This window comes from Pseudomonas sp. SWRI77, from assembly GCF_014269105.1.
In the GTDB taxonomy this organism is placed as follows: domain Bacteria; phylum Pseudomonadota; class Gammaproteobacteria; order Pseudomonadales; family Pseudomonadaceae; genus Aquipseudomonas; species Aquipseudomonas capeferrum.
In genome coordinates, this window is the sequence record NZ_JABWRV010000004.1 from 208,891 (window position 1) to 229,343 (window position 20,453).

The window sequence follows — 20,453 nt, forward strand, 5'->3', positions numbered from 1 at the left end:
AATGCGCAACCTGATCCTTGGTGGCGCGCGCTCCGGCAAGAGCCGCCTGGCCGAACAGTTGGCCAGCGACAGCGGCCTGCCGGTGACCTACATCGCCACCAGCGAGCCGCTGGACGGCGAAATGAACGAACGCGTGCGCCTGCACCGCCAGCGCCGGCCTGCCGACTGGGGGCTGATTGAAGAGCCCCTGGCGCTGGCTGCCGTGCTGCGCCGCGAAGCAGCCGCAGGGCGTTGCCTGCTGGTGGATTGCCTGACCCTGTGGCTGACCAACCTGCTGATGCTCGACGACGACCAGCGCCTGGCCGAGGAGCGTGATGCGCTGCTCGACTGCCTTGAGCAGTTGCCGGGTACCCTCATTCTGGTCAGCAACGAAACCGGCCTGGGTGTGGTGCCCATGGGCGAACTGACCCGGCGCTATGTCGACCAGGCCGGCTGGTTGCACCAGGCCGTTGCCGAGCGCTGTCAGCGCGTGGTACTGACCGTGGCTGGCCTGCCCCTTATGCTCAAAGGACCTGCACTATGACTCAAGCCTGGTGGCGTGACGCCTGCCAACCCCTCGATAACGCCGCCATGGACCAGGCCCGCGCCCGTCAGCAACAGCTGACCAAACCTGCCGGTTCGCTCGGCCAGCTGGAAGGTCTGGCTGTGCACCTGGCGGGCCTGCAAGGCCGTGAGCGACCCACACTGGACCAACTGGCCATCACCATTTTCGCCGGTGACCACGGCGTGGTCGAGGAAGGCATTTCAGCCTACCCGCAAGCGGTGACCGGGCAGATGCTGCGCAACTTCGTCGGCGGTGGCGCGGCGATCAGCGTGCTGGCCCGCCAACTGCACGCCAGCCTGGACGTGGTCGACCTCGGTACCATCGACCCTGCGCTGGAGCTGCCCGGCGTGAGGCATTTGCGCCTGGGCGCCGGCACGGCCAACTTCGCCCGCCAGCCCGCGATGACCGAGCGCCAGTTGCAGGCCGCGCTTGAGGCGGGCCGTGACAGCGCCCTGCGGGCGGCCGCACAGGGTGCGCAGTTGTTCATCGGCGGCGAAATGGGCATCGGCAACACCACCGCCGCCGCCGCCCTGGCCAGCAACCTGCTGGGTTGCCCAGCCCGTGAGCTGAGCGGCCCGGGCACTGGCCTGGACACCGCCGGTGTGCGGCACAAGGCCGAAGTCATCGAGCGTGCGCTGATCCTGCATGGTCTGCGCGCGGACGACCCGCTGCAGGCGCTGGCATGCGTTGGCGGTTTCGAGATCGCCGCCTTGGCCGGCGCCTACATCGCCTGCGCGCAAGAGGGTATCGCGGTGCTGGTGGACGGCTTCATCTGCAGTGTCGCCGCACTGGTGGCGGTGCGCCTCAACCCGCAGTGCCGGGCATGGCTGCTGTTTGCCCACCAGGGCGCGGAGCCAGGGCACAAGGCCCTGCTCGAAGCACTGCAGGCCGAACCGCTGCTGGCGCTGGGCCTGCGCCTGGGTGAGGGCAGCGGTGCCGCCCTGGCGGTGCCTTTGCTGCGCCTGGCCTGCGCACTGCACGGGCAGATGGCGACGTTTGCCGAGGCCGCCGTGGCGGACCGCCCGGCATGATCCTCGACCTGCTGCGCCACGGCGAAACGGAGCAAGGTGGCCTGCGTGGCAGCCTTGACGATGCCCTGACCGAAAAGGGCTGGGCGCAGATGCGTGACGCCGTCGCCGAGGCTGGCCCATGGCAAGTGCTGGTCAGCTCGCCCTTGCAGCGTTGTGCACGGTTTGCCGACGAGTTGGGGGCACGGCTACACCTGCCGGTACAGCGCGAGGCGTGTCTGCAGGAGCTGCATTTCGGTGATTGGGAAGGGCGCAGCGCGGCGCAGATCATGGAAGACCAGGCCGACGCCCTGGGGCGTTTCTGGGCGGATCCTTACGCGTGTACGCCGCCCAACGGTGAGCCGGTCGAGGCGTTTGCCGAGCGCGTTCTGGCTGGCGTCGAGCGGCTGGGCCAGCAGCATGGCGGCAAGCGTGTGCTGCTGGTCACCCACGGCGGCGTGATGCGCCTGTTGCTGGCCCGGGCGCGTGGCATGCCCAGGGAACACTTGCTGCAGGTGGAAGTTGCCCACGGCGCATTGGTCCGCCTGGTGCTGCGTGACGACGGCCAATGGGCCGAGGCGCACTGACATGCTGGCGTTCTGGATTGCCTTGCAGTTCCTCAGCAGCCTGCCGGTGCGCTTGCCCGGTATGCCCGAGCCACGCCAGGTGGGCCGCTCGCTGTTGTGCTACCCCCTGGTAGGGTTGCTGTTCGGCCTGCTGCTGTGGCTGGCCAGCGATCTTCTGCACAGCGCGCCCACGGCCCTGCATGCAGCGCTGCTGCTGACGCTCTGGGTGTTGCTCAGTGGCGCACTGCACCTGGACGGCTTGGCCGACAGCGCCGATGCCTGGCTCGGTGGTTTCGGTGACCGTGAACGCACGCTGCACATCATGAAGGACCCCCGCAGCGGACCGATTGCCGTGGTGACCCTGGTGCTGGTGCTGCTGTTGAAATTCTGCGCCTTGTGGGCATTGGTCGAGCATGGGGTGGGGGTGGAACTGATCCTGGCGCCGGTGGTTGGCCGGGCGGCGATGCTTGGCTTGTTCCTCTGCACGCCTTACGTAAGGCCCGGGGGGTTGGGGCAGGCGCTGGCCGAGCATTTGCCACGTGCTGCTGCCGGGTGGGGCTTGGTGGGTAGCGCCGTCTTGTGCCTTGCCGTTGGTGGTTGGCCCGTGATCTGGGTGCTGGTGGCGGTGCTGGGCGTGTTCGCCTGGCTGCGGCACGTCATGTGCCGGCGTCTGGGCGGCACGACCGGCGATACCGCCGGGGCGATGCTGGAGTTGCTGGAGCTGACCGTGGTGGTGGGGCTGGCACTCGCTCTCTGAGCGACTGCAGCAGGGCGAAGAAATTTCCAGCAACGTAACCGCAGCCACGCCCATCATGGACTTGGGTTTATCATCGGCCTCCCATTCACGCGGCCAGGGAGGCCCCTTGTGCGCCATTGGATTTTTGCCAGCCTGTTTGCTTTTCTCGCCTTGCCCGTCACCGCTGCTGATCTGATCAGCTTCTGGGATACGCCCCGCCACGGCGGCAACAGTTTCAATCGGCTGGCCCCCGACCAAGCCTACTTCAATGCCTTGCGTGCCTATGGCGCTACCTGGGTTCGGCTGTCTTATGACAAGTGGCAGCCGGCGCAGCGCGACTTCCTGCTGGGTAGCGCTGATGACTATCAAGGCCTGGCCGCAACCGATCTGGTGCAGCTGCGGGCTGTGCTCGACCGTGCTCATCTGGCCGGGCTCAAGGTCGTCATTGCCCCCCTTTCCCTGCCTGGCATGCGTTGGTCGCAGAACAACCAGGGCCAGTTCGACGACCGCCTCTGGCAAGACAAACGCTACTGGTCGCAGGCCGCTGCGTTCTGGCGGGACCTGGCGCGTGAATTGAAGGACCATCCCGCCATCGCGGCCTACAACCTGATCAATGAACCTGCGCCTGAAAAACAGGGCGGTCTGGCCGAACATGCTGCCCCTGAGCAGATGAAGCGCTGGTATGCACAAGCGCAAGGTACCGCCCGTGACTTGCCAGCGCTGTATGAGCAGTTGGTGGCGGCGATCCGTGAACAGGACCCAGACACACCGATCATGGTCGATGCAGGCTGGTATGCCGCCGCCAATGCTTTTGGTTACTGGCCCGCGCCGCTGACAGATAGCCGGGTGCTGTACAGCGTACACATGTACGAACCCTATTCCGCCACCAGTGCGCCGAACATGACGCGCAAGCAACCCTTTGCCTACCCCGGCCCTGTACCGTTCGCCGGGCAGACGCAGCAGTGGGATGGCCAGCGTGTGCAGCAATACCTGCAACAACCGCTGGCCTGGAGCGAAGCGATGCACGTGCCACGCTCACGCCTGGTGGTGGGGGAGTTCGGTTGCATGCGCCGGTTGCCAGGCTGCCAGCGCTACCTGGAAGACGTTCTTGCAGTGCTGGACAGCAACCAGTTGCACTGGGCGTTCTACAGCTTCCGTGAAGACAGTTGGGATGGCATGGACTACGAGCTGGGCAGTGCCAAGGTGCCGTGGCGCTACTGGCAAGCCATTGATCAGGGCGCGCCGGACCCTCTGGCACGCAAGGCTACGGCGGAATTCGAGCCGATCAGCAAACGCCTGAAGCCTGAATGACCTTTCGCTGATAGTTGAAATTTCTTGCAACACTCATGACGCGGGTATATACACGTATCCATGTTGACCAGTGAATGCATCTGCACCCATTTACGTCGAGCCGCCCGTGGGGTGAGCCGGCATTATGACGAGGCCCTTGCCGGCTTCGGCGTCAATGTCGCCCAGTTTTCCCTGTTGCGCCACTTGCAGCGCCTCGACCGCCCCAGCATTACCAGCTTGGCCGAGGCCATGGGCCTTGAGCGCAGCACCTTGGGGCGCAACCTGCGGGTGCTGGAAGCCGATGGCCTGGTGGCCTTGGCAGGCGGCGACGACCAGCGCAACCGTGTGGTGCTGCTGACCGAACCAGGCAAGGCGCTGTTGCAGGCGGCTTACCCGGCCTGGGAGCAGGCTCAGGAGCTGCTGGTCGAGCGCCTCGGTGTTGGGCAGCGCGATGAGTTGGTACGTCTGCTGGAACAGTTGGCCTGAAGTGATACGACTATAAACGGGTATATACCCGTAAACCTTGCGATGTGCTGGAGATAACGACAATGACTTCGGTGTGGCGAACCAGCGGGTGGGTACTGATGGGGGCAGCGCTGATTCTGGCGCTGTCCTTGGGTGTGCGACACGGTTTTGGCCTGTTTTTGGGGCCGATGAGCGCCGACTTTGGCTGGGGGCGTGGGGTGTTCGCCTTCGCCATCGCCTTGCAGAACCTGGTTTGGGGGGTGGCGCAGCCGTTCGCCGGTGCCTTGGCCGACCGCCTGGGAGCGGCGCGGGTGGTGATCATCGGCGGCATCCTGTACGCCGTCGGGTTGATCCTGATGGGCATGGCCGATTCGCCCTGGTCGTTGTCGTTGAGTGCGGGGCTGCTGATCGGCATCGGCCTTTCCGGCACCTCGTTCTCGGTCATCCTGGGGGTGGTCGGGCGCGCCGTGCCTGCCGAGAAACGCAGCATGGCGATGGGGATTGCCAGTGCTGCCGGTTCATTCGGCCAGTTCGCCATGTTGCCAGGCACGCTTGGCCTGATTGAGTGGTTGGGCTGGTCTGCTGCGCTGCTGGTGTTGGGCCTGCTGGTGGCATTGATCGTGCCGCTGGTCGGCATGTTGCGCGACCGCCCGTTGCCTAGCCATGGTGCTGAGCAGACCCTGGGCCAGGCCCTGCGTGAGGCCTGCTCGCATTCGGGGTTCTGGTTGCTGGCGCTGGGTTTCTTCGTTTGCGGCTTCCAGGTGGTGTTCATCGGGGTGCACCTGCCAGCCTATCTGGTCGATCAGCACCTGGCAGCCACCACGGGCACAACGGTGCTGGCCCTGGTTGGCCTGTTCAACATCGTCGGCACCTTCACCGCCGGCTGGCTGGGTGGGCGCATGTCCAAGCCGCGCCTGCTCACTGGGTTGTATCTACTGCGCGCGGTGGTGATCGTGTTGTTCCTCTGGGCGCCTGTGACCCAGGCCAGTGCCTACCTGTTCGGCATCGCCATGGGCTTGCTGTGGTTGTCTACCGTACCGCTGACCAATGGCACAGTGGCGACGTTGTTTGGCGTGCGCAACCTGTCGATGCTGGGCGGTATCGTGTTCCTGTTCCACCAGTTGGGCGCCTTCCTGGGTGGCTGGCTGGGCGGGGTGGTGTATGACCGCACGGGCAACTACGACCTGGTCTGGCAGATTTCGGTACTGCTCAGCCTGCTGGCTGCGGCGCTCAGTTGGCCGGTACGTGAGCGCCCGGTCGCCCGCCTGCAGGCCCAGGCCGCATGAACCGCTACTTGGTCCAAGGGCTGCTGGCCGCCGCCGCTGTCGCTCTGCTGGCGCTGGTAGGGTGGGGCTGGCACAAGGGTGGGCTGGCGTTGATGCAACTGGGCATGAGCGTTTGTTAAGCGCTACCCTGCAAGTTCATGGATTGTCTTGCCGGAGAAACGAACGATGCGTGCACATTGGTTGATGGTGCCTGTGCTGGGCCTGCTTGCCGCCACGTCGAGCTGGGCTGCGGATTGCCCCGCCTTGTTGCAGGGCAGCCTGCCGGAGTTGCGTGGCAAGGGGCAGGTCGACCTGTGCCAGCGCTTTGCCGGCAAGCCGCTGGTGGTGGTCAATACGGCCAGCTATTGCGGGTTCGCGCCGCAGTTCGAGGGGTTGGAGGCAACGTACAAGGCGTACCACGAGCAGGGGCTGGAGATGCTCGGTGTACCGTCCAATGACTTCAAGCAGGAAGACCCCGATAGCGAAAAAATTGCCAACGTCTGCTACGCCAATTATGGCGTGACCTTCACCATGACCAAGGCCCAGGCGGTACGCGGCAAGGATGCGATACCGCTGTTCAGCGAGCTGGCAAACCAGAGCAGTGCGCCGAAGTGGAACTTCTACAAGTATGTGGTGGACCGCAAGGGCAAGGTGATCGGCAATTTTTCCAGCCTGACCAAGCCGGATGACCCTGCCTTCAGGGCTGCGATCGAGAAGGCCATCGCATCGCAGCCGTAGTGCTATTCCTTCGATTCAATGAGGGTGAACAGTGATCGCCACCAGCCGCACCACCAGCGGCCTGACCATCAACACGCAGACAAACGCCACCGGCATGGCCAGTTGGTAAGCCTTCAGCACATTGCCCAGGTACTGCGGATTCACCCCCGCATTGGCGGCCGTGATCACAAAGCACATCAACAGCGCCATGATCGATGACATGTAGAACGCGAAAACGTAGGGTGTGGCGCTGGGGCGCAGTTTGCGCCGGCTGCGTGTCGGGGACAGGTTGTTCATGCGAACTCCAGAACAGTAAGTGAGGGCGCAGGTTAGCAATCACCTCTGCAGGGTTTGTAGACCACTGTGGTTGAGTTCTTTATAAAGAGATTCTTACGAATCCAAAGGGCGCAACATGGACCTGCTCAATGCCATTCGCAGCTTCATCAAGGTGGTCGAAGCCGGTAGCATCGCTGCAGGTGCACGCAACCTGGGGCTAAGCCCGGCGGCAGTGAGCCAGAACCTGGCGCGGCTTGAAGCGCATCTGCAGGTACGCTTGCTCAGCCGTACCACGCGCAGCATGGCGCTGACGCCGGCGGGTACGCTCTATTACGAGCGGGTCAGGCAGGTAGAGCGTGATCTGGCCCAGGCCGAGCTGGCCGTCACCACGCCCGACAGTGAGCCCCAGGGCCGCCTGTGCATTGCGTCGACCTCGGCCTTCGGTCGCCATGTGCTGGCGCCGTTGATCCCGGCATTCAGTGCCCGTTATCCGCAGCTTTCGATAGAGTTGGTAACGACTGATCGGCGGGTCAACCATGCGCGCGAAGATGTGGATGTCAGCCTGCGCATCGCCCCGCAATTGGAAGACCAACTGCTGGCCAGGCACATCGCGCGTATCCCCTTCATTTGCTGCGCCTCGCCCGGTTACTTGGCCAGCGCCGGTGTACCTGCCACGCCCGAAGCCCTGCGCGAGCACCGCTGCCTGGTGTTCCGTTACCCGGTGGATGGCCGCTTCCTGCGGTGGGGCTTCATGCGCGACGGCATGCGTTTCGAGGCGGAGTTCGGCACCGTGCTGATCAGCGACGATATCGATGCCCTGACCCAGATGGCGCTTCACGACGGCGGGATCACCCGGCTGGCAGCCTTCATCGTTCAGCCTTACCTGGCCACGGGCGAACTGGTGCCTTTGTTCGAATACAGCGACAGCGGCCAGGCCTATGCCCAGACCGAGCCGATGGATATCTACCTGTGCCTGGCCGATCGTTTCGCCATGACCGCCAAGGTACGTGCCTTCACGGACTACCTGCGCGAATGCCTGGGTGACAGCTGGCAGGTCCAGGCATGAAAAAACCGCCACAAGGGCGGTTTCTCCATGCGCGGGATGACTCAGAAGCGGTAGGTAAGGGAGGCACCGACGCCATGAGCGCTGTTCTCGTACTTGGCCTGGTAGCTGCCTTTGCTCGCGCTGACCTGGTTGACCTTGGTGTCTTCCTCCCACAGGTAGGAGTAGGCCACGTCGATGGTCATGTCTTCGTTCGGGCTCCAACCCGCACCCAGGCTGAACACCTTGCGATCGCCAGTCGGGATGCGCGGTGAACGGTCGTGGTTGTTGGTTGGCGACTGGTCGACGGTGAAGCCGGTACGCAGCACCCACTCCTTGTTGACCGTGTAGGACGCGCCGATGGCGTGTGCCCAGGTGTCGTGCCAGTTCTGCTCTTCGGTGATGGTCTGGAACGCGGAACCGGCCAGCGGCGCTGGCACATCGTTTTGCACGGTGATGTCTTTCAGGCGGCTCCAGCGGGTCCAGGTGCTGCCTGCGTACAGGGTCCACTGGTCGTCGAGTTCGTGGGTGACCGAAAGGTCGACGGACTCTGGCGTCTTGATCTTCAGGGTGGCGTCGAACTTGTTACCGTTGAACGGCCCGATCAGCGGGGTGCTGACGCGGGTCTTGCCTTCGAGCTTGTAGTCGACCATCGAGTGGTAGGTCAGGCCGACGCGGGTGCTGTCGGTGGCCTGGACCAGGATACCGATGTTGTAACCCACGGCGGTGTCGTCGCCTTTGATCTTCACTTCACCATCGTTGCGGCCAGGGGTGAAGGGGTTGATCAGGCTCGAACCCAGTTCACCCTTGATGCGGTTGATGGTTGGGCCGAAACCGATCGAGACCTTGTCGTTGAAGGCGTAGCTGATGGTTGGCTGGAAGGTCACGACCTCGACGTGGCTCTTTTTGCCCCAGTAACGGGCGGCATCGTCGCTGCCGTAGTCGGTCACCAGGCCAAAGGGCACGTACACGCCGAAACCGACGCTCCAGTGATCATCGATCGGCTTGACGTAGTACCCCATCGGTACGCCGACCAGCGGCACCATGTCACCGTCGGTTTCCCCCCCGAGGTTACTGCCACGGCCCGAGATATCGGACTTGGCGATGACGGCGGCGCCGCCCACGGTGATCTGTTCGCGTTTGAGGCGGGACATGCCGGCCGGGTTGCCAAACACGGTGCTGGCATCATCGGCAGAAGAAGAACGTCCCGCGAAACCTGTCCCCATGCTGCTGATGCTCTGTTCGTTCAGGGCAAAGCCGCTGGCGAGCAGTTGGCTGGAAGCAAGCGCAACGGCTACGCCGAGGGAGGTTTTGAGCATTACTTTTTTCATTATTAGAAACTCCTTGGGATCTCCGGGGCGAAAAGCTACCAACAAATCGCGCGCCGCGCTATAGCCTCAATCACAGGAGATAGAGCGGTTTTGTAGGACAATCCGACCAAAATTCCAATTTTTCCAGTAATGCTGTAGGGCGTTTCCTAAGATGCCTGAGGCAATCTCTGATCTATGCAGGTGTGCCAGGCTTGAGTGAAGTCGCGCAGGCGACCCTGGGGGTGGAAAACCTGCCGCCAGATACGCGCCAGGCCCAGCAGGTCGTCAGCCGCCGGTAGCGCCGTGGCTTGGGCTTCGACAAGCATCCAGGCAATGGCGGTGGAGTAGCGCAGGTTTACCGTGAGTTCAAGGTGGGGGCCGCCGAGAAAGGCGTGTTGGCTGGCCAGGCCACGGACCAGGCTGGCGAGGTCCGGATCGCGGGCGAGATACTCGTCCCAGAGCGCCTGGTGGCGGGTTTCGCCGATGCGGTAGAGGCCATGGCCACGTCGGTCGTGCAAGGCTGAGCCGAGTGCCGACTGGCTGGCGGCAATGCCCAGTAACAACGCTTCGGCGCTAGGGCAGTGACGGTTCAGGTAGACCAGGGTTGGCCGGATCACATACAGACACAATTCATTCGCAGCGATACCCATAATGCCCTCGAGCAAGTAAGGGCCGGACGGGCGCTGGAGCTTGGCAGCTGGTGAATGATCAGGCCCGCCGGAAGCGGTTAGCACCGCTCGAGTTGAAGTGTAGTGTGATAATCGTGGTGTAAAGAGCTGTTTTTAAATCGATTGCTGCCTGACGTCCTTGGCTATATGCCGTGCGGCAATTACGCCAAGAACGATCGGGCAGGGTGTCGAAACAGCGATTCAGCGCTTGAATAGCGAGGTATTCGCCGCTCACGCAGTGAGCGACTGACGCGTCCGGGCGATTACCGCCTGCAGGGGTTCCTTGCGGCTGTACTGATCGGCGTACAGGCGTTCGGTATGGCAGGCGACGCCGTGTTCGTCCACCAGGGTAAAGCTGAAGCTGCCCTTGCGAGGGGCAACGATAAGGCACTTCAACGGCGAGAAGGCCTGGGAGAGGGTGCCAATGGCAGCCTGAATGTGCGGATGAGTTTGCATATTATTGGAGGTTCCTGCTTTAAACACGGAGAATATGATCCGTGCATGATAGAAACGTTCCAGTGACGCCTTTATTAAGGGACGAACGAACCTGACTGGAACAAAGCAGCCAGAGGGAGCGCAATCAAATAGTGGGCGCTTGGGCTGACTGGTAGGTACTTCAGAGGGCAGGCAGCACACCGGGGCCAAGGTTCTAGGCCATCGGGGTGGGATCCTGATCAATCTGCTAGGTGATTCGAGCTTGGGCAGCGTATGGCTGGCGAAGGAATCATCGAGTGGGCCGGTCCTGGTTTCAGCAGGCTTCGCTGTTGGGGGAGCGATTCTGCAAGGACGCTTAAGGCCAATTGACTTTCAGCTTGGTACTAACGAGGTGCACCTTACCGAAAAAAAAACGGTTTGGCAAGTGCTTCTGCAAGGTTGCAGGTTAGCCGAGCAGTATGGCGCTTCTTACGCAGGCTGTGAAGAGGGGTAAATGGCTGGCATTGGCGTGGATGTACTCATTTTGTGCATTCAAACGAAGGCTTGTGGTGCACTTGTGCACATTTGGCGCGCAAGCTGTAACACGGCGGCAACAGGTTCCAAGCGCCTCGCCAATGACTTGACTGGGAAGCTAAGTCAATGAAAAAAAACACTAATTTTTGCTGGTGAAAAAATCGTCAGTTTGACTGGAGCCCCCAGTTTACGGGGGTTTTGGGGGCACCGAAGGGGGTTGTCCACCGAGTTATCCACAGGAACTGTGGATTGTCCCGAGCGCTTGCTCTAGGACGGGCGTGCCAGCAAACCAGGGAACTGTCTGACAATCTTCGGGCGCCCGTAGACCCGTTGGTCATCCACTTGAAAACGTCAAGAAAAGATCATCGAAATTATTCTTCAATCCTCCATAAATCGACAGGCCATGCCCGGAAAAATGGAGTAGAGTGGCGCGCCTTTCGAGTTACCTTTCCTGTTGCTCATGAAGTTTCGCGGTAAACACCTCGCCAACCCGGCTGACACGTCGTCAGTGCCCCCACCCAAACGCTTTTCCCTGAAAGTGGCCTTATGGCTGCTCGACAGCCCGCGCTTGGGTGACAAGCCTCAGGTCAAGCATCTGGCTGGTCGCCTGCTGAAACAGCCGGCACGCCAGGGCGTCGTGGTAGCCCAGAGCCGGTTGGGGCAGATGCTGTGCCGTGATTGCGGCAACGCCCGTGACCGGCGCATCGGCCACGAACTGCTGCGTCAAGCCGCCCGTGCCGGTGATCGGCGCGCACAGCTGGAGTATGCAAGGTTATGCCAAGCCAACGCGCCCGAGCAGGCCCGCTACTGGCTGGAACTGGCGGCGGCGCAGGGCTCGCAGGAAGCGCGGCGGTTGCTGGGGCAGTGGTTTTCAGGCTGAGCGCTGCTTGGCTACTAGCGGCCCTTATGCGGGCGCAGGCAACCTGCCTCCCAGGCTGATAAGCTGCGCAGCATTCATCAAGGTTCGATCGGGGTAACCATGACAGTGGATCTGGCCAGCATTCTGCTGGGCTTGGTGGTGGGTGCAGTGCCCTGCCTGGGTTGGCTCATGCAGGTGCAGCGTCGCCATGGGGCCCGGCAGGGTGAACAGGCCCTGCTCGAAGAGCGCCTCAACGCCGCCCAACTGTCCCTGGCCGGGCTGCAGGCGCAACTGGAGGCCGGTCGCGACGAGATCAGCGACCTCAGCGAAGCCAACACCGTCAAGCAAGCCCAGCTGGCAGCCCAGGGCCGTGAACTGGAGCTGTTGCAGATCGACCGCGACAACGCCCGCGATGCCGCCCACGCCTGGAGCCTTGAACGCGCCAACCGTGAAGCCGAGCTACGGCGCCTGGAAGCCCAGGCCGCACGGCTGGGCGCCGAACTGCGCGAGCAGCAGGAGAGCCACCAACAGCGTCTCGAAGACCTGCAAGAGGCCCGCGATACCCTGCGTGCGCAGTTCTCCGACCTGGCCACGAAAATCTTCGACGAGCGCGAGCAACGCTTTGCCCAGACCAGCCAGCAGCACCTGGGGCAAATGCTCGACCCGCTCAAGGAACGCATCCAGGCCTTTGAGAAGCGCGTCGAGGAAAGCTACCAGCAGGAAGCACGCGAGCGTTTCTCGCTGGGCAAAGAGTTGGAGCGCTTGCAGCAGCTCAACCAGCGCCTGTCCGATGAAGCCACCAACCTCACCCAGGCCCTGAAAGGCCAGAAAACCCAGGGCAACTGGGGCGAGATGATCCTTGAGCGGGTACTGGAGCACGCCGGCCTTGAGAAGGGCCGCGAATACCAGACCCAGGTCAGCCTCAAGAGCGCCGATGGCGAACGCTTCCAGCCCGATGTGCTGATCATGTTGCCCGGCGACAAGCAGGTGGTGGTGGACGCCAAGGTCAGCCTCACGGCGTACCAGCAGTTCGTCGGCAGCAACGACGAGGCCGCGCTCAAGCAGCACGTGCAGTCGTTGCGCAGCCACGTCAAAGGCCTTTCGAGCAAGGACTATAGCCGCCTCGAAGGCTTGCACAGCCTGGATTTCGTGCTGCTGTTCGTGCCCATCGAGGCCGCCTTCTCGGCAGCCCTGCAGGCCGAGCCCAACCTGTTCCAGGAAGCCTTCGACCGGCACATCGTGATTGTCAGCCCGACCACGCTGCTCGCCACCCTGCGGGTGATCGACAGCCTGTGGAAGCAGGAACGCCAAGGCCAGAACGCCCGCGAGATTGCCGAGCGCGCCGGTTGGCTGTACGACAAGTTCGTGCTGTTCATCCAGGACCTGGACGAACTGGGCAGCCGCTTGCAGCAGGTAGACAAGGCCTATGCCGCAGCGCGCAACAAACTGTGCGAGGGGCGTGGCAACCTGGTCAGCCGCTCCGAGCAGCTGAAGTTGCTTGGCGCCCGTGCCAGCAAGAGCCTGCCGGCAGACCTGCTGGAACGGGCGCTGTCCGATGAAACCCCGGCGGGCGAAGCGCTTACTGAACCAGGCTCAGATGCCGATTGAGCAGGGCGCGCAAGGCGGCCGGCTTGACTGGCTTGGCCAGGTAATCCAGGCCTGACGCATGCACCAGGGCGATGGTCTCTTTACTGCCGTCGGCGCTGATCACCACCCCAGGCACCGGCTCGCCCAGCCGTGCGCGTAGCCAGCCCATCAGTTCGGTGCCGGTTTCGCCGTCGTCCAGGTGGTAGTCCACCAGGGCCAGGTGCGGGCGCATGCCCTTGGTCAGCAAAGCCTCGCATTCGGCGCGGTTGCGCGCGGTCCAGACCTGGCAGCCCCAACGGCTGAGCAGGCTGTTCATGCCGATCAGGATGCTGTCTTCATTGTCGATGCACAGCACGTTCAGCCCGGCCAGCGGCTGGCCAGACTGTTCCACCGGCGCACTCGGTGCGGGTGCCGCCTGGCGGGCAATCGGCACGCTGACGCGGAACACCGTGCCTTTGCCGGGCCACGAGCGCACTTCGAGCGAATGGCCGAGCACCCGGCACAGGCCATCGGCGATCGCCAGGCCCAGGCCCAGGCCTTTCTCGGCGCGGGTCTGGTGGCTGTCCAGGCGTTTGAATTCCTGGAAAATCTCCTGCAGCTTGTTGTCGGCGATGCCGGGGCCACGGTCCCAGACTTCCAGCCACAGGCGCTCACCCTGGCGACGGGCACCGAGCAGAATCGGGCTTTTGCCATAGCGCAGGGCGTTGGTCAGGAAGTTCTGCAGCACCCGGCGCAGCAGTTTGATGTCGCTGTCGACCCGCAGGCGGCTGCCGCGCAGGCGGAACTCCAACCCTTTTTCGGCGGCCAGTACCTTGAACTCGGCACCCAGGGTGTCGAACAGCTCATTGAGGGCGAACGGCTTGGCGTCCGGGGTGATCTTGCCGTTCTCCAGGCGCGAGATGTCCAGCAGGTCACTGATCAGTTCTTCGGCCGAGCGTAGCGAGCTGTCCATGTGCTGCACCAGTTGCTGGGCCTCGTCATTCATGCCTTCGGCCTGCTGCGACAGGGCGGCCGAGAACAGCCGCGCGGCGTTCAGCGGTTGCATCAGGTCGTGGCTGACCGCGGCCAGGAAGCGGGTCTTGGACTTGCTCACGGCTTCGGCCTGGCTCTTGGCTTCGGACAACGCCTGGTTGAGCTGCGACAGCTCATGGGTGCGTTCCGCCACCCGTTGCTCCAGGCCCTCGTTGGCATCGCGCAGCGCCTGTTCGGCTTCGCGGAACGGGGTGATGTCGGTGAAGCTCATGACAAAGCCGCCGCCGGGCATCGGGTTGCCGATCAGTTCGATGACCCGGCCGTTGGGGAACAACCGCTCGGAAGAATGCGCACGACCCTGGCGCATCCAGTGCAGGCGCCGGGCCACGTGCACCTGCGCCTCGCCTGGGCCGCACAGGCCGCGCTCGGCGTTGTAGCGGATGATGTCGGCAATCGGGCGGCCCACGCTGATCAGCCCGTCAGGGTAGTTGAACAGTTCCAGGTAACGGCGGTTCCAGGCCACCAGGTGCAGGTTCTGGTCGACCACGCTGATGCCCTGGTTGATGTTTTCGATAGCGCCTTGCAGCAGCGCGCGGTTGAACTGCAGCACCTCGCTGGCTTCGTCGGCGATGCGCACCACGTCTTCGAGCTGCATGTCGCGGCCTTCGATGGCGGCCTTGACCACGGCGCGGGTCGACGAGGTGCCAAGCACGCCGGCGAGCAGGCGTTCGGTGTGTTCGATCCAGTCGCCGTCGGCGTTCTGGTTGGGGTTGAAGCCTTTGCCCTGGCGGTAGGCGAAGCGGATGAAGCTCTGCCGGGCACGTTCTTCGCCGACGAAGCGCGAGGCCAGGGTCAGCAGGTCGTCGATCTGCACGGCCAGCAGCGGTTTGCTGCTGGGCCGGGCGCTGGTCTGCTGGCCGATGAAGCGCCCGGCCTGCCAGTGTTCCGACACCCGCGTGCGCGACAGCACCGAAACCCAGGCGAACAGCGTGAAGTTACCCGCCAGCGACAGCACCACGCCTTGGGTCAGCGGGCTGATCGGCAGGTTCAGCGGGTTGCCATGCAGCCACGCCAGGCCCGGGAACAGCGCCAGCGACCAGCCCACGCTATGGGCGGCAATGGGCAGCACCAGGGTGTAGAACCACAGGAAGATGCCGGCGGCCAGGCCTGCGAACACGCCGCGCCGGTTAGCCTGCTTCCAGTACAGCGCGCCGAGCATGGCCGGGGTGAGCTGGGTCACGGCGGCGAAGGCGATCTGGCCGATGGTCGCCAGGCTTGCGGTGGAGCCCAGCAGGCGGTAGCTGACATACGCCAGCAGCAGGATGACCACGATGGTCACCCGGCGTACCGAGAGCATCCAGTGGCGGAAGGCTTCGAATGGCCGCTCGGCATTATTGCGGCGCAGCAGCCAGGGCAGCAGCATGTCGTTGGAAACCATGGTCGACAGGGCCACGGCCTCGACGATGACCATGCCGGTGGCGGCCGAGGCACCGCCGATGAAGGCCAGCAGGGCCAGGCTCGGGTGGGCTTCGGCCAGGGGCAGGCTGATCACGAACGAGTCGGACATCACCGTACCGGGCAACAGCATCTGCCCGGCCAGGGCGATCGGCACCACGAACAGCGCGGCCAGGGCCAGGTACATCGGGAACACCCAGCGGGCCAGGCGCATGTCCTGCGGTTCGATGTTCTCCACCACGGTGACATGGAACTGCCGCGGCAGGCAGATGATCGCCATCATGGCCACTGCGGTCTGCACCACCATCGAGGGCCAGTTGATGGTCTCCTGCCAATAGCTTTCCAGCTGGATCGACTGGCGTGCCTGGCTGAACAGGTCGTCGAAGCCGTCGTACAGGTTGAACACCACGAAGATGCCCACGGCGAGAAAGGCCAGCAGCTTGATCAGCGACTCGAAGGCGATCGCCAGCACCATGCCGCGGTGGTGCTCGGTCACATCCAGGCTGCGCGTGCCGAACACGATGGCGAACAGCGCCAGCACCAGCGACACCACCAGTGCGGTGTCTTGCACCCGGGTGCCGGTGGCATCGGCATTGGCACCGATTAGCAGGTTGACGCCCAGCACGATGCCTTTGAGCTGCAAGGCGATATAGGGCAGCACGCCGACCAGGCAGATCAGCGCCACCACTACCGCCAGGGTCTGCGATTTGCCGTAGCGCGCGGCGATGAAGTCGGCGATCGAGGTGATGTTCTGCTGCTTGCTGATCAGCACCATCTTCTGCAGTACCCAGGGTGCGAAGATCATCAGCAGCACTGGGCCCAGGTAGATCGGCAGAAATGCCCAAAGCTGTTCGGCGGCCTGGCCGACCGCGCCAAAGAAGGTCCAGCTGGTGCAGTACACGGCCAGCGACAGGCTGTACACCCAGGCACGCAGCTTCGGCGGCAACGGTGTGCTGCGGCGGTCGCCATAGAAGGCGATGGCGAACATGATGGCCATATAGGCCAGGGCGACCACGGCGATCAGCCCGCTGGACAACGACATGAAAACTCCGGAGCAAAAAAAATAACGCGGTCCCGATCAACCAGTCTGGCACGCAGGCGGCGGTTCGTCAGCGCAGACGATGGTCGCAGTGGCGAGTCGTCGCAGGGCGTTGCTCAAGCGGCAGCGCCAACATCAATGCCTGCGGGTGCCCATCCAGTAGAACACTGCCGCCAGTATCACGGCGTACGGCCGCTGGGTAGTGCTTGACGGCGGCGAGCATTGCCATCTCCTTGTCGTGCGGGTTTGCCGGGTATCAGCATAAGGCAGCAGAGGGCTTGCCAGCAGCAGCTTTTACCCTGCAGATTTGTGGCTTTCTGCGCCCGGCGCGCCTCCAACGCTAAAAGCCCCTCAGGAACAAGGACGATGAGTCATCCCTCGCAATTCACCTTGCTCGGCAAGCGGCGCTTCCTGCCGTTTTTCATCACCCAGTCGCTGGGTGCGTTCAACGACAACCTGTTCAAGCAGTCGCTGATCCTGGCGATCCTGTTCAAGCTCAGCCTGGGCGACGGTGACCGTTCGATCTGGGTCAACCTGTGCGCCTTGCTGTTCATCCTGCCGTTCTTTCTGTTCTCTGCACTGGGTGGGCAGTTTGGCGAGAAGTTCGCCAAGGACGCGCTGATCCGTGCGATCAAGCTGGCCGAGATCGGCATCATGGCCATTGGCGCACTGGGCTTTATCACCAACCACCTGGCGCTGATGTTGGTAGCCCTGTTTGGCATGGGCACCCATTCGGCGCTGTTCGGGCCGGTGAAGTACTCGATCCTGCCCCAGGCCCTGCGTGAAGAAGAGCTGGTGGGTGGCAACGGGCTGGTGGAGATGGGCACCTTCCTGGCTATCCTGGCCGGCACCATCGGCGCGGGTGTGATGATGTCGTCGGGCAGCTATGCCACGGTGGTGGCGGGTGGCGTGGTCGGCACGGCCGTGCTGGGCTACCTGGCCAGCCGCTGGATCCCGCGGGCGGCCGCCGTGTCGCCGCAGATGCAACTGGACTGGAACATCTTCAAGCAGTCCTGGGTAATCCTGCGCATGGGCCTGGGGCAGACGCCTGCGGTGTCGCGCTCGATCGTCGGCAACTCCTGGTTCTGGTTCGTCGGCGCCATCTACCTGACCCAGATCCCGGCGTATGCCAAGGACTGGCTGCACGGCGACGGCACGGTGGTCACCCTGGTGCTGACCCTGTTCTCGGTGGGCATCGCCCTCGGTTCGCTGCTGTGCGAGCGGCTGAGCGGGCGCAAGGTGGAGATCGGCCTGGTGCCGTTCGGCTCGTTTGGCCTGACCCTGTTCGGCCTGCTCTGGTGGTGGCATTCCGGCGATGTGCCGGCTGCGCCTGTGCCGCACGACTGGTTGACGCTACTGGGCATGAGCCAAGCCTGGTGGATTCTGTTGTCGATCGTGGGGCTCGGGGTGTTCGGCGGCTTCTATATCGTGCCGCTGTATGCGCTGATCCAGGCGCGCACGGCCGAGGACCAGCGGGCTCGGGTAATCGCTGCCAACAACATCCTCAATGCCTTGTTCATGGTGGTGTCGGCGGTGCTCACCATTGTGCTGCTGGGGCTGGCCGAGCTGAGCATCCCGCAGCTGTTCCTGGTGGTGTCGTTGCTCAACATCGCGGTCAACGCCTACATCTTCAGCATCGTGCCTGAGTTCACCATGCGCTTTTTGATCTGGCTGCTCAGCCATTCGATGTACCGCGTGGAGCACCGCGACCTCGAACGCATCCCCGACGAAGGCGCAGCGCTGCTGGTGTGCAACCATGTCTCGTTCGTCGACGCCCTGCTGCTCGGCGGCGCGATCCGCCGTCCGATCCGCTTCGTCATGTACTACAAAATCTACAACCTGCCGGTGCTCAACTTCGTCTTCCGCACCGCAGGCGCCATCCCGATTGCCGGGCGCAGCGAGGATGAGGCCACGTACGAGCGCGCCTTTGCGCGCATCGCCGAATACCTGGCGGCGGGTGAGCTGGTGTGCATCTTCCCGGAGGGCAAGTTGACCGGCGACGGCGAGATCGATGCGTTCAAGGGTGGGGTCAGCCGCATTCTCGGTGAAACCCCGGTGCCGGTGATTCCCCTGGCGTTGCAGGGGCTGTGGGGCAGCTTTTTCAGCCGTGATCCGGGCAAGGGGTTTTTCAAGCGCTTGTGGTCGCGGGTGACCATCGTGGCCGGCGCTGCGGTCCCGGTGGAGGCTGCGCAGCCTGAGTTGTTGCGCGAGCAGGTCAGCCGCTTGCGCGGCGACCTGCGTTAAGCGGGCATGGTCAGCTGGCGCTGACTTTCAGGCCGATCAGGCCACAGATGATCAGCGCCACACTGACCAGCCGTACCAGGGCCATGGACTCGCCGAACAGGATGATCCCGGCGATCACCGTGCCCACGGCGCCAACGCCGGTCCAGATGGCGTAGGCGGTGCCCAGCGGCAGTTCTTTCATAGCCAGGCCCAGCAAGCCCAGGCTGATGACCATGGCGCCGACGGTAAGCACGGTGGGGAGCGGGCGGCTGAAGCCGTCGGTGTACTTCAGGCCTACCGCCCAGCCGACTTCGAACAGGCCGGCGAAAAACAGGATGATCCAGGACATAGGTGCCTCCATTGTTGCCAACGATGGGGCCGTCCCCGGAATGGTCACGCGGTGCGTCGTGAGGCCGTCCCCACAGTGGGCAATAGGGTGCACATTTTCTGATGGCTGGGCAAGTCAGTGCCTGGCAGGTTCGCCACGTTCATCTACCGGCAAAGGCGCTTCCATACGGCGGAACCAGGTCGACAGCAGCGCCCCCGAAATATTGTGCCAAACGCTGAACAGCGCGCTCGGCACCGCCGCCAATGGCGAGAAATGCGCCGCCGCCAAGGCTGCCCCCAACCCTGAGTTCTGCATGCCCACCTCCAGTGCCAGCGACTTGCGCTGGGCCAGTGGCAGTTTGCAGAGCTTGCCGGTGAGGTAACCCAGCAGGTAGCCGAAGCTGTTGTGCAGCATCACCACGGCCATGATCAGCAGGCCCGACTCGGCGATTTTCGCCTGGCTGGCCGCCACCACCGCACAGACGATCATGACGATGCTCACCACCGACACCAGTGGCAACACCTGCACCGCCGCCTGCACCCGCGCGCCCAGCAGGCGCTGGGCCAGCACGCCGAGCACGATCGGCAGCATGACCAGCTGCAGGATCGACCAGAACATGTCCATGAACGAGACCGGCAGCCAGGCCGAGGCCAGGAACCAGATCAACGCCGGGGTCAGCAGCGGGGCGAGCAGGGTGGTGACGGCGGCAATCGCCACCGCCAGCGCCAGGTCGCCCTTGGACAGCCAGACCATCACGTTCGAAGCCGTGCCGCTAGGGCAGCAGCCGACCAGGATCACGCCCACGGCAATCTCGGGCGGCAGGTGGAACAGCTGGCACAGCAGCCAGGCCATGCCCGGCATGATCACGAAGTGCGCCACCACCCCTAGCATCACCCGCCAGGGCTGGCGGGCGAGGGCGGCGAAGTCATCGAGCTTGAGGGTCAGGCCCATGCCGAACATCACCAGGCCCAGCAACGGTACGATGGCCACTTTCAGGGCGATGAACCATTGCGGTTGCAGGAAGGCCAGCACGGCGAACACCAGCACCCAGAGGGCAAAGGTATTGCCGACGAAGCGGCTGAGGGCGGCGAGGGCACGCATGGGCAGGTCCTTGTACTTATAGAGATGCAGTTTTCGAGAGCCTCTTCGCGGGGCG

21 protein-coding genes are annotated in these 20,453 nt (G+C 63.6%); 13 read left to right on the forward strand and 8 right to left on the reverse strand.

What is annotated here, in order from left to right; genetic code table 11:
- The first annotated feature begins 1 nt into the window (after position 1).
- The 9 genes from cobU to HU766_RS06305 all read left to right on the forward strand — a co-directional run bounded on the left by cobU (position 2) and on the right by HU766_RS06305 (position 6,611).
- A complete protein-coding gene (gene cobU, locus HU766_RS06270; RefSeq protein WP_033700796.1) occupies positions 2–523 on the forward strand; it encodes a bifunctional adenosylcobinamide kinase/adenosylcobinamide-phosphate guanylyltransferase in 522 nt (173 codons plus the stop codon).
- On the forward strand, positions 520–1,575 hold the full coding sequence (gene cobT / locus HU766_RS06275; protein ID WP_186654574.1) for a nicotinate-nucleotide--dimethylbenzimidazole phosphoribosyltransferase: 1,056 nt from the start codon (positions 520–522) through the stop codon (positions 1,573–1,575). The genes cobU and cobT overlap by 4 nt, the downstream gene beginning before the upstream one ends.
- Positions 1,572–2,138: an alpha-ribazole phosphatase family protein gene (gene cobC / locus HU766_RS06280; RefSeq protein ID WP_186654576.1), complete on the forward strand. Its 567-nt coding sequence runs from the start codon at positions 1,572–1,574 to the stop codon at positions 2,136–2,138. The genes cobT and cobC overlap by 4 nt, the downstream gene beginning before the upstream one ends.
- A 1-nt stretch (position 2,139) precedes the next feature.
- Entirely contained in the window at positions 2,140–2,874 is a 735-nt protein-coding gene (locus HU766_RS06285; RefSeq protein WP_186654578.1) for an adenosylcobinamide-GDP ribazoletransferase, read from the forward strand.
- Between the two features lie 174 nt (positions 2,875–3,048).
- A complete protein-coding gene (locus HU766_RS06290; protein WP_346656651.1) occupies positions 3,049–4,164 on the forward strand; it encodes a cellulase family glycosylhydrolase in 1,116 nt (371 codons plus the stop codon).
- Between the two features lie 60 nt (positions 4,165–4,224).
- Positions 4,225–4,629: a MarR family transcriptional regulator gene (locus HU766_RS06295; protein WP_047581691.1), complete on the forward strand. Its 405-nt coding sequence runs from the start codon at positions 4,225–4,227 to the stop codon at positions 4,627–4,629.
- A gap of 71 nt (positions 4,630–4,700) precedes the next feature.
- Entirely contained in the window at positions 4,701–5,894 is a 1,194-nt protein-coding gene (locus HU766_RS06300) for an MFS transporter (protein WP_186654685.1), read from the forward strand.
- Entirely contained in the window at positions 5,891–6,013 is a 123-nt protein-coding gene (locus HU766_RS26415) for a hypothetical protein (RefSeq protein WP_258714486.1), read from the forward strand. The genes HU766_RS06300 and HU766_RS26415 overlap by 4 nt, the downstream gene beginning before the upstream one ends.
- Before the next feature lie 46 nt (positions 6,014–6,059).
- On the forward strand, positions 6,060–6,611 hold the full coding sequence (locus tag HU766_RS06305; protein WP_033700789.1) for a glutathione peroxidase: 552 nt from the start codon (positions 6,060–6,062) through the stop codon (positions 6,609–6,611).
- Between the two features lie 15 nt (positions 6,612–6,626).
- Here the strand turns inward: HU766_RS06305 and HU766_RS06310 are convergent, their stop codons facing one another.
- Positions 6,627–6,887, reverse strand: a complete 261-nt coding sequence (locus HU766_RS06310) for a DUF2798 domain-containing protein (protein ID WP_186654582.1) — start codon at positions 6,885–6,887, stop codon at positions 6,627–6,629.
- 115 nt (positions 6,888–7,002) lie between these two features.
- On the opposite strand from HU766_RS06310, the gene HU766_RS06315 reads away from it, so the two are divergent.
- Positions 7,003–7,932, forward strand: coding sequence for a LysR family transcriptional regulator (locus HU766_RS06315; RefSeq protein WP_033700787.1), 930 nt, complete (start codon positions 7,003–7,005; stop codon positions 7,930–7,932).
- Between the two features lie 41 nt (positions 7,933–7,973).
- Here the strand turns inward: HU766_RS06315 and HU766_RS06320 are convergent, their stop codons facing one another.
- The 3 genes from HU766_RS06320 to HU766_RS06330 all read right to left on the reverse strand — a co-directional run bounded on the left by HU766_RS06320 (position 7,974) and on the right by HU766_RS06330 (position 10,342).
- Positions 7,974–9,239, reverse strand: a complete 1,266-nt coding sequence (locus tag HU766_RS06320; RefSeq protein WP_186654584.1) for an outer membrane protein transport protein — start codon at positions 9,237–9,239, stop codon at positions 7,974–7,976.
- 146 nt (positions 9,240–9,385) lie between these two features.
- Entirely contained in the window at positions 9,386–9,868 is a 483-nt protein-coding gene (locus HU766_RS06325; RefSeq protein WP_047581696.1) for a hypothetical protein, read from the reverse strand.
- A 249-nt stretch (positions 9,869–10,117) separates the two neighbouring features.
- Positions 10,118–10,342, reverse strand: a complete 225-nt coding sequence (locus HU766_RS06330; RefSeq protein WP_033700783.1) for a hypothetical protein — start codon at positions 10,340–10,342, stop codon at positions 10,118–10,120.
- Positions 10,343–11,294: 952 nt separating this feature from the next.
- On the opposite strand from HU766_RS06330, the gene HU766_RS06335 reads away from it, so the two are divergent.
- Positions 11,295–11,714 carry an SEL1-like repeat protein gene (locus HU766_RS06335; RefSeq protein ID WP_186654586.1) on the forward strand — a complete coding sequence of 140 codons (420 nt, stop codon included), beginning with the start codon at positions 11,295–11,297 and terminating at the stop codon, positions 11,712–11,714.
- 213 nt (positions 11,715–11,927) lie between these two features.
- Positions 11,928–13,301, forward strand: a complete 1,374-nt coding sequence (gene rmuC / locus HU766_RS06340; RefSeq protein WP_186654687.1) for a DNA recombination protein RmuC — start codon at positions 11,928–11,930, stop codon at positions 13,299–13,301.
- Here the strand turns inward: rmuC and HU766_RS06345 are convergent.
- Both HU766_RS06345 and HU766_RS06350 read right to left on the reverse strand, forming a co-directional pair.
- Complete coding sequence (locus HU766_RS06345) at positions 13,273–16,749, reverse strand: hybrid sensor histidine kinase/response regulator (protein WP_033700781.1); 3,477 nt, start codon at positions 16,747–16,749, stop codon at positions 13,273–13,275. The two genes, rmuC and HU766_RS06345, sit on opposite strands and share 29 nt — an antisense overlap.
- Positions 16,750–16,816: 67 nt before the next feature.
- Positions 16,817–16,969 carry a hypothetical protein gene (locus tag HU766_RS06350; protein WP_156056792.1) on the reverse strand — a complete coding sequence of 51 codons (153 nt, stop codon included), beginning with the start codon at positions 16,967–16,969 and terminating at the stop codon, positions 16,817–16,819.
- A gap of 143 nt (positions 16,970–17,112) precedes the next feature.
- On the opposite strand from HU766_RS06350, the gene HU766_RS06355 reads away from it, so the two are divergent.
- Positions 17,113–18,990: an MFS transporter gene (locus HU766_RS06355; RefSeq protein WP_186654588.1), complete on the forward strand. Its 1,878-nt coding sequence runs from the start codon at positions 17,113–17,115 to the stop codon at positions 18,988–18,990.
- 10 nt (positions 18,991–19,000) lie between these two features.
- Here HU766_RS06355 and sugE read toward each other — a convergent pair whose 3' ends face one another.
- Positions 19,001–19,318 carry a quaternary ammonium compound efflux SMR transporter SugE gene (gene sugE, locus HU766_RS06360; RefSeq protein ID WP_033700779.1) on the reverse strand — a complete coding sequence of 106 codons (318 nt, stop codon included), beginning with the start codon at positions 19,316–19,318 and terminating at the stop codon, positions 19,001–19,003.
- A 114-nt stretch (positions 19,319–19,432) separates the two neighbouring features.
- The gene (locus HU766_RS06365; RefSeq protein WP_033700778.1) at positions 19,433–20,398 is read right to left on the reverse strand and encodes a bile acid:sodium symporter family protein; all 966 of its coding nucleotides are present in this window, start codon (positions 20,396–20,398) and stop codon (positions 19,433–19,435) included.
- Positions 20,399–20,453: the final 55 nt, after the last annotated feature.

Bases quoted from the DNA above. Each gene is read 5' to 3' on its own strand.
- HU766_RS06345 (WP_033700781.1), bottom strand. From the start codon at position 16,749: ATGTCGTTGTCCAGCGGGCTGATCGCCGTGGTCGCCCTGGCCTATATG.
- HU766_RS06305 (WP_033700789.1), top strand. From the start codon at position 6,060: ATGCGTGCACATTGGTTGATGGTGCCTGTGCTGGGCCTGCTTGCCGCC.
- HU766_RS06315 (WP_033700787.1), top strand. From the start codon at position 7,003: ATGGACCTGCTCAATGCCATTCGCAGCTTCATCAAGGTGGTCGAAGCC.
- HU766_RS06330 (WP_033700783.1), bottom strand. From the start codon at position 10,342: ATGCAAACTCATCCGCACATTCAGGCTGCCATTGGCACCCTCTCCCAG.
- HU766_RS06325 (WP_047581696.1), bottom strand. From the start codon at position 9,868: ATGGGTATCGCTGCGAATGAATTGTGTCTGTATGTGATCCGGCCAACC.
- HU766_RS06320 (WP_186654584.1), bottom strand. From the start codon at position 9,239: ATGAAAAAAGTAATGCTCAAAACCTCCCTCGGCGTAGCCGTTGCGCTT.
- HU766_RS06310 (WP_186654582.1), bottom strand. From the start codon at position 6,887: ATGAACAACCTGTCCCCGACACGCAGCCGGCGCAAACTGCGCCCCAGC.
- cobT (WP_186654574.1), top strand. From the start codon at position 520: ATGACTCAAGCCTGGTGGCGTGACGCCTGCCAACCCCTCGATAACGCC.
- HU766_RS06355 (WP_186654588.1), top strand. From the start codon at position 17,113: ATGAGTCATCCCTCGCAATTCACCTTGCTCGGCAAGCGGCGCTTCCTG.
- HU766_RS06295 (WP_047581691.1), top strand. From the start codon at position 4,225: ATGTTGACCAGTGAATGCATCTGCACCCATTTACGTCGAGCCGCCCGT.
- cobC (WP_186654576.1), top strand. From the start codon at position 1,572: ATGATCCTCGACCTGCTGCGCCACGGCGAAACGGAGCAAGGTGGCCTG.
- HU766_RS26415 (WP_258714486.1), top strand. From the start codon at position 5,891: ATGAACCGCTACTTGGTCCAAGGGCTGCTGGCCGCCGCCGCTGTCGCT.
- HU766_RS06285 (WP_186654578.1), top strand. From the start codon at position 2,140: ATGCTGGCGTTCTGGATTGCCTTGCAGTTCCTCAGCAGCCTGCCGGTG.
- HU766_RS06335 (WP_186654586.1), top strand. From the start codon at position 11,295: ATGAAGTTTCGCGGTAAACACCTCGCCAACCCGGCTGACACGTCGTCA.
- sugE (WP_033700779.1), bottom strand. From the start codon at position 19,318: ATGTCCTGGATCATCCTGTTTTTCGCCGGCCTGTTCGAAGTCGGCTGG.
- cobU (WP_033700796.1), top strand. From the start codon at position 2: ATGCGCAACCTGATCCTTGGTGGCGCGCGCTCCGGCAAGAGCCGCCTG.
- HU766_RS06365 (WP_033700778.1), bottom strand. From the start codon at position 20,398: ATGCGTGCCCTCGCCGCCCTCAGCCGCTTCGTCGGCAATACCTTTGCC.
- HU766_RS06350 (WP_156056792.1), bottom strand. From the start codon at position 16,969: ATGCTCGCCGCCGTCAAGCACTACCCAGCGGCCGTACGCCGTGATACT.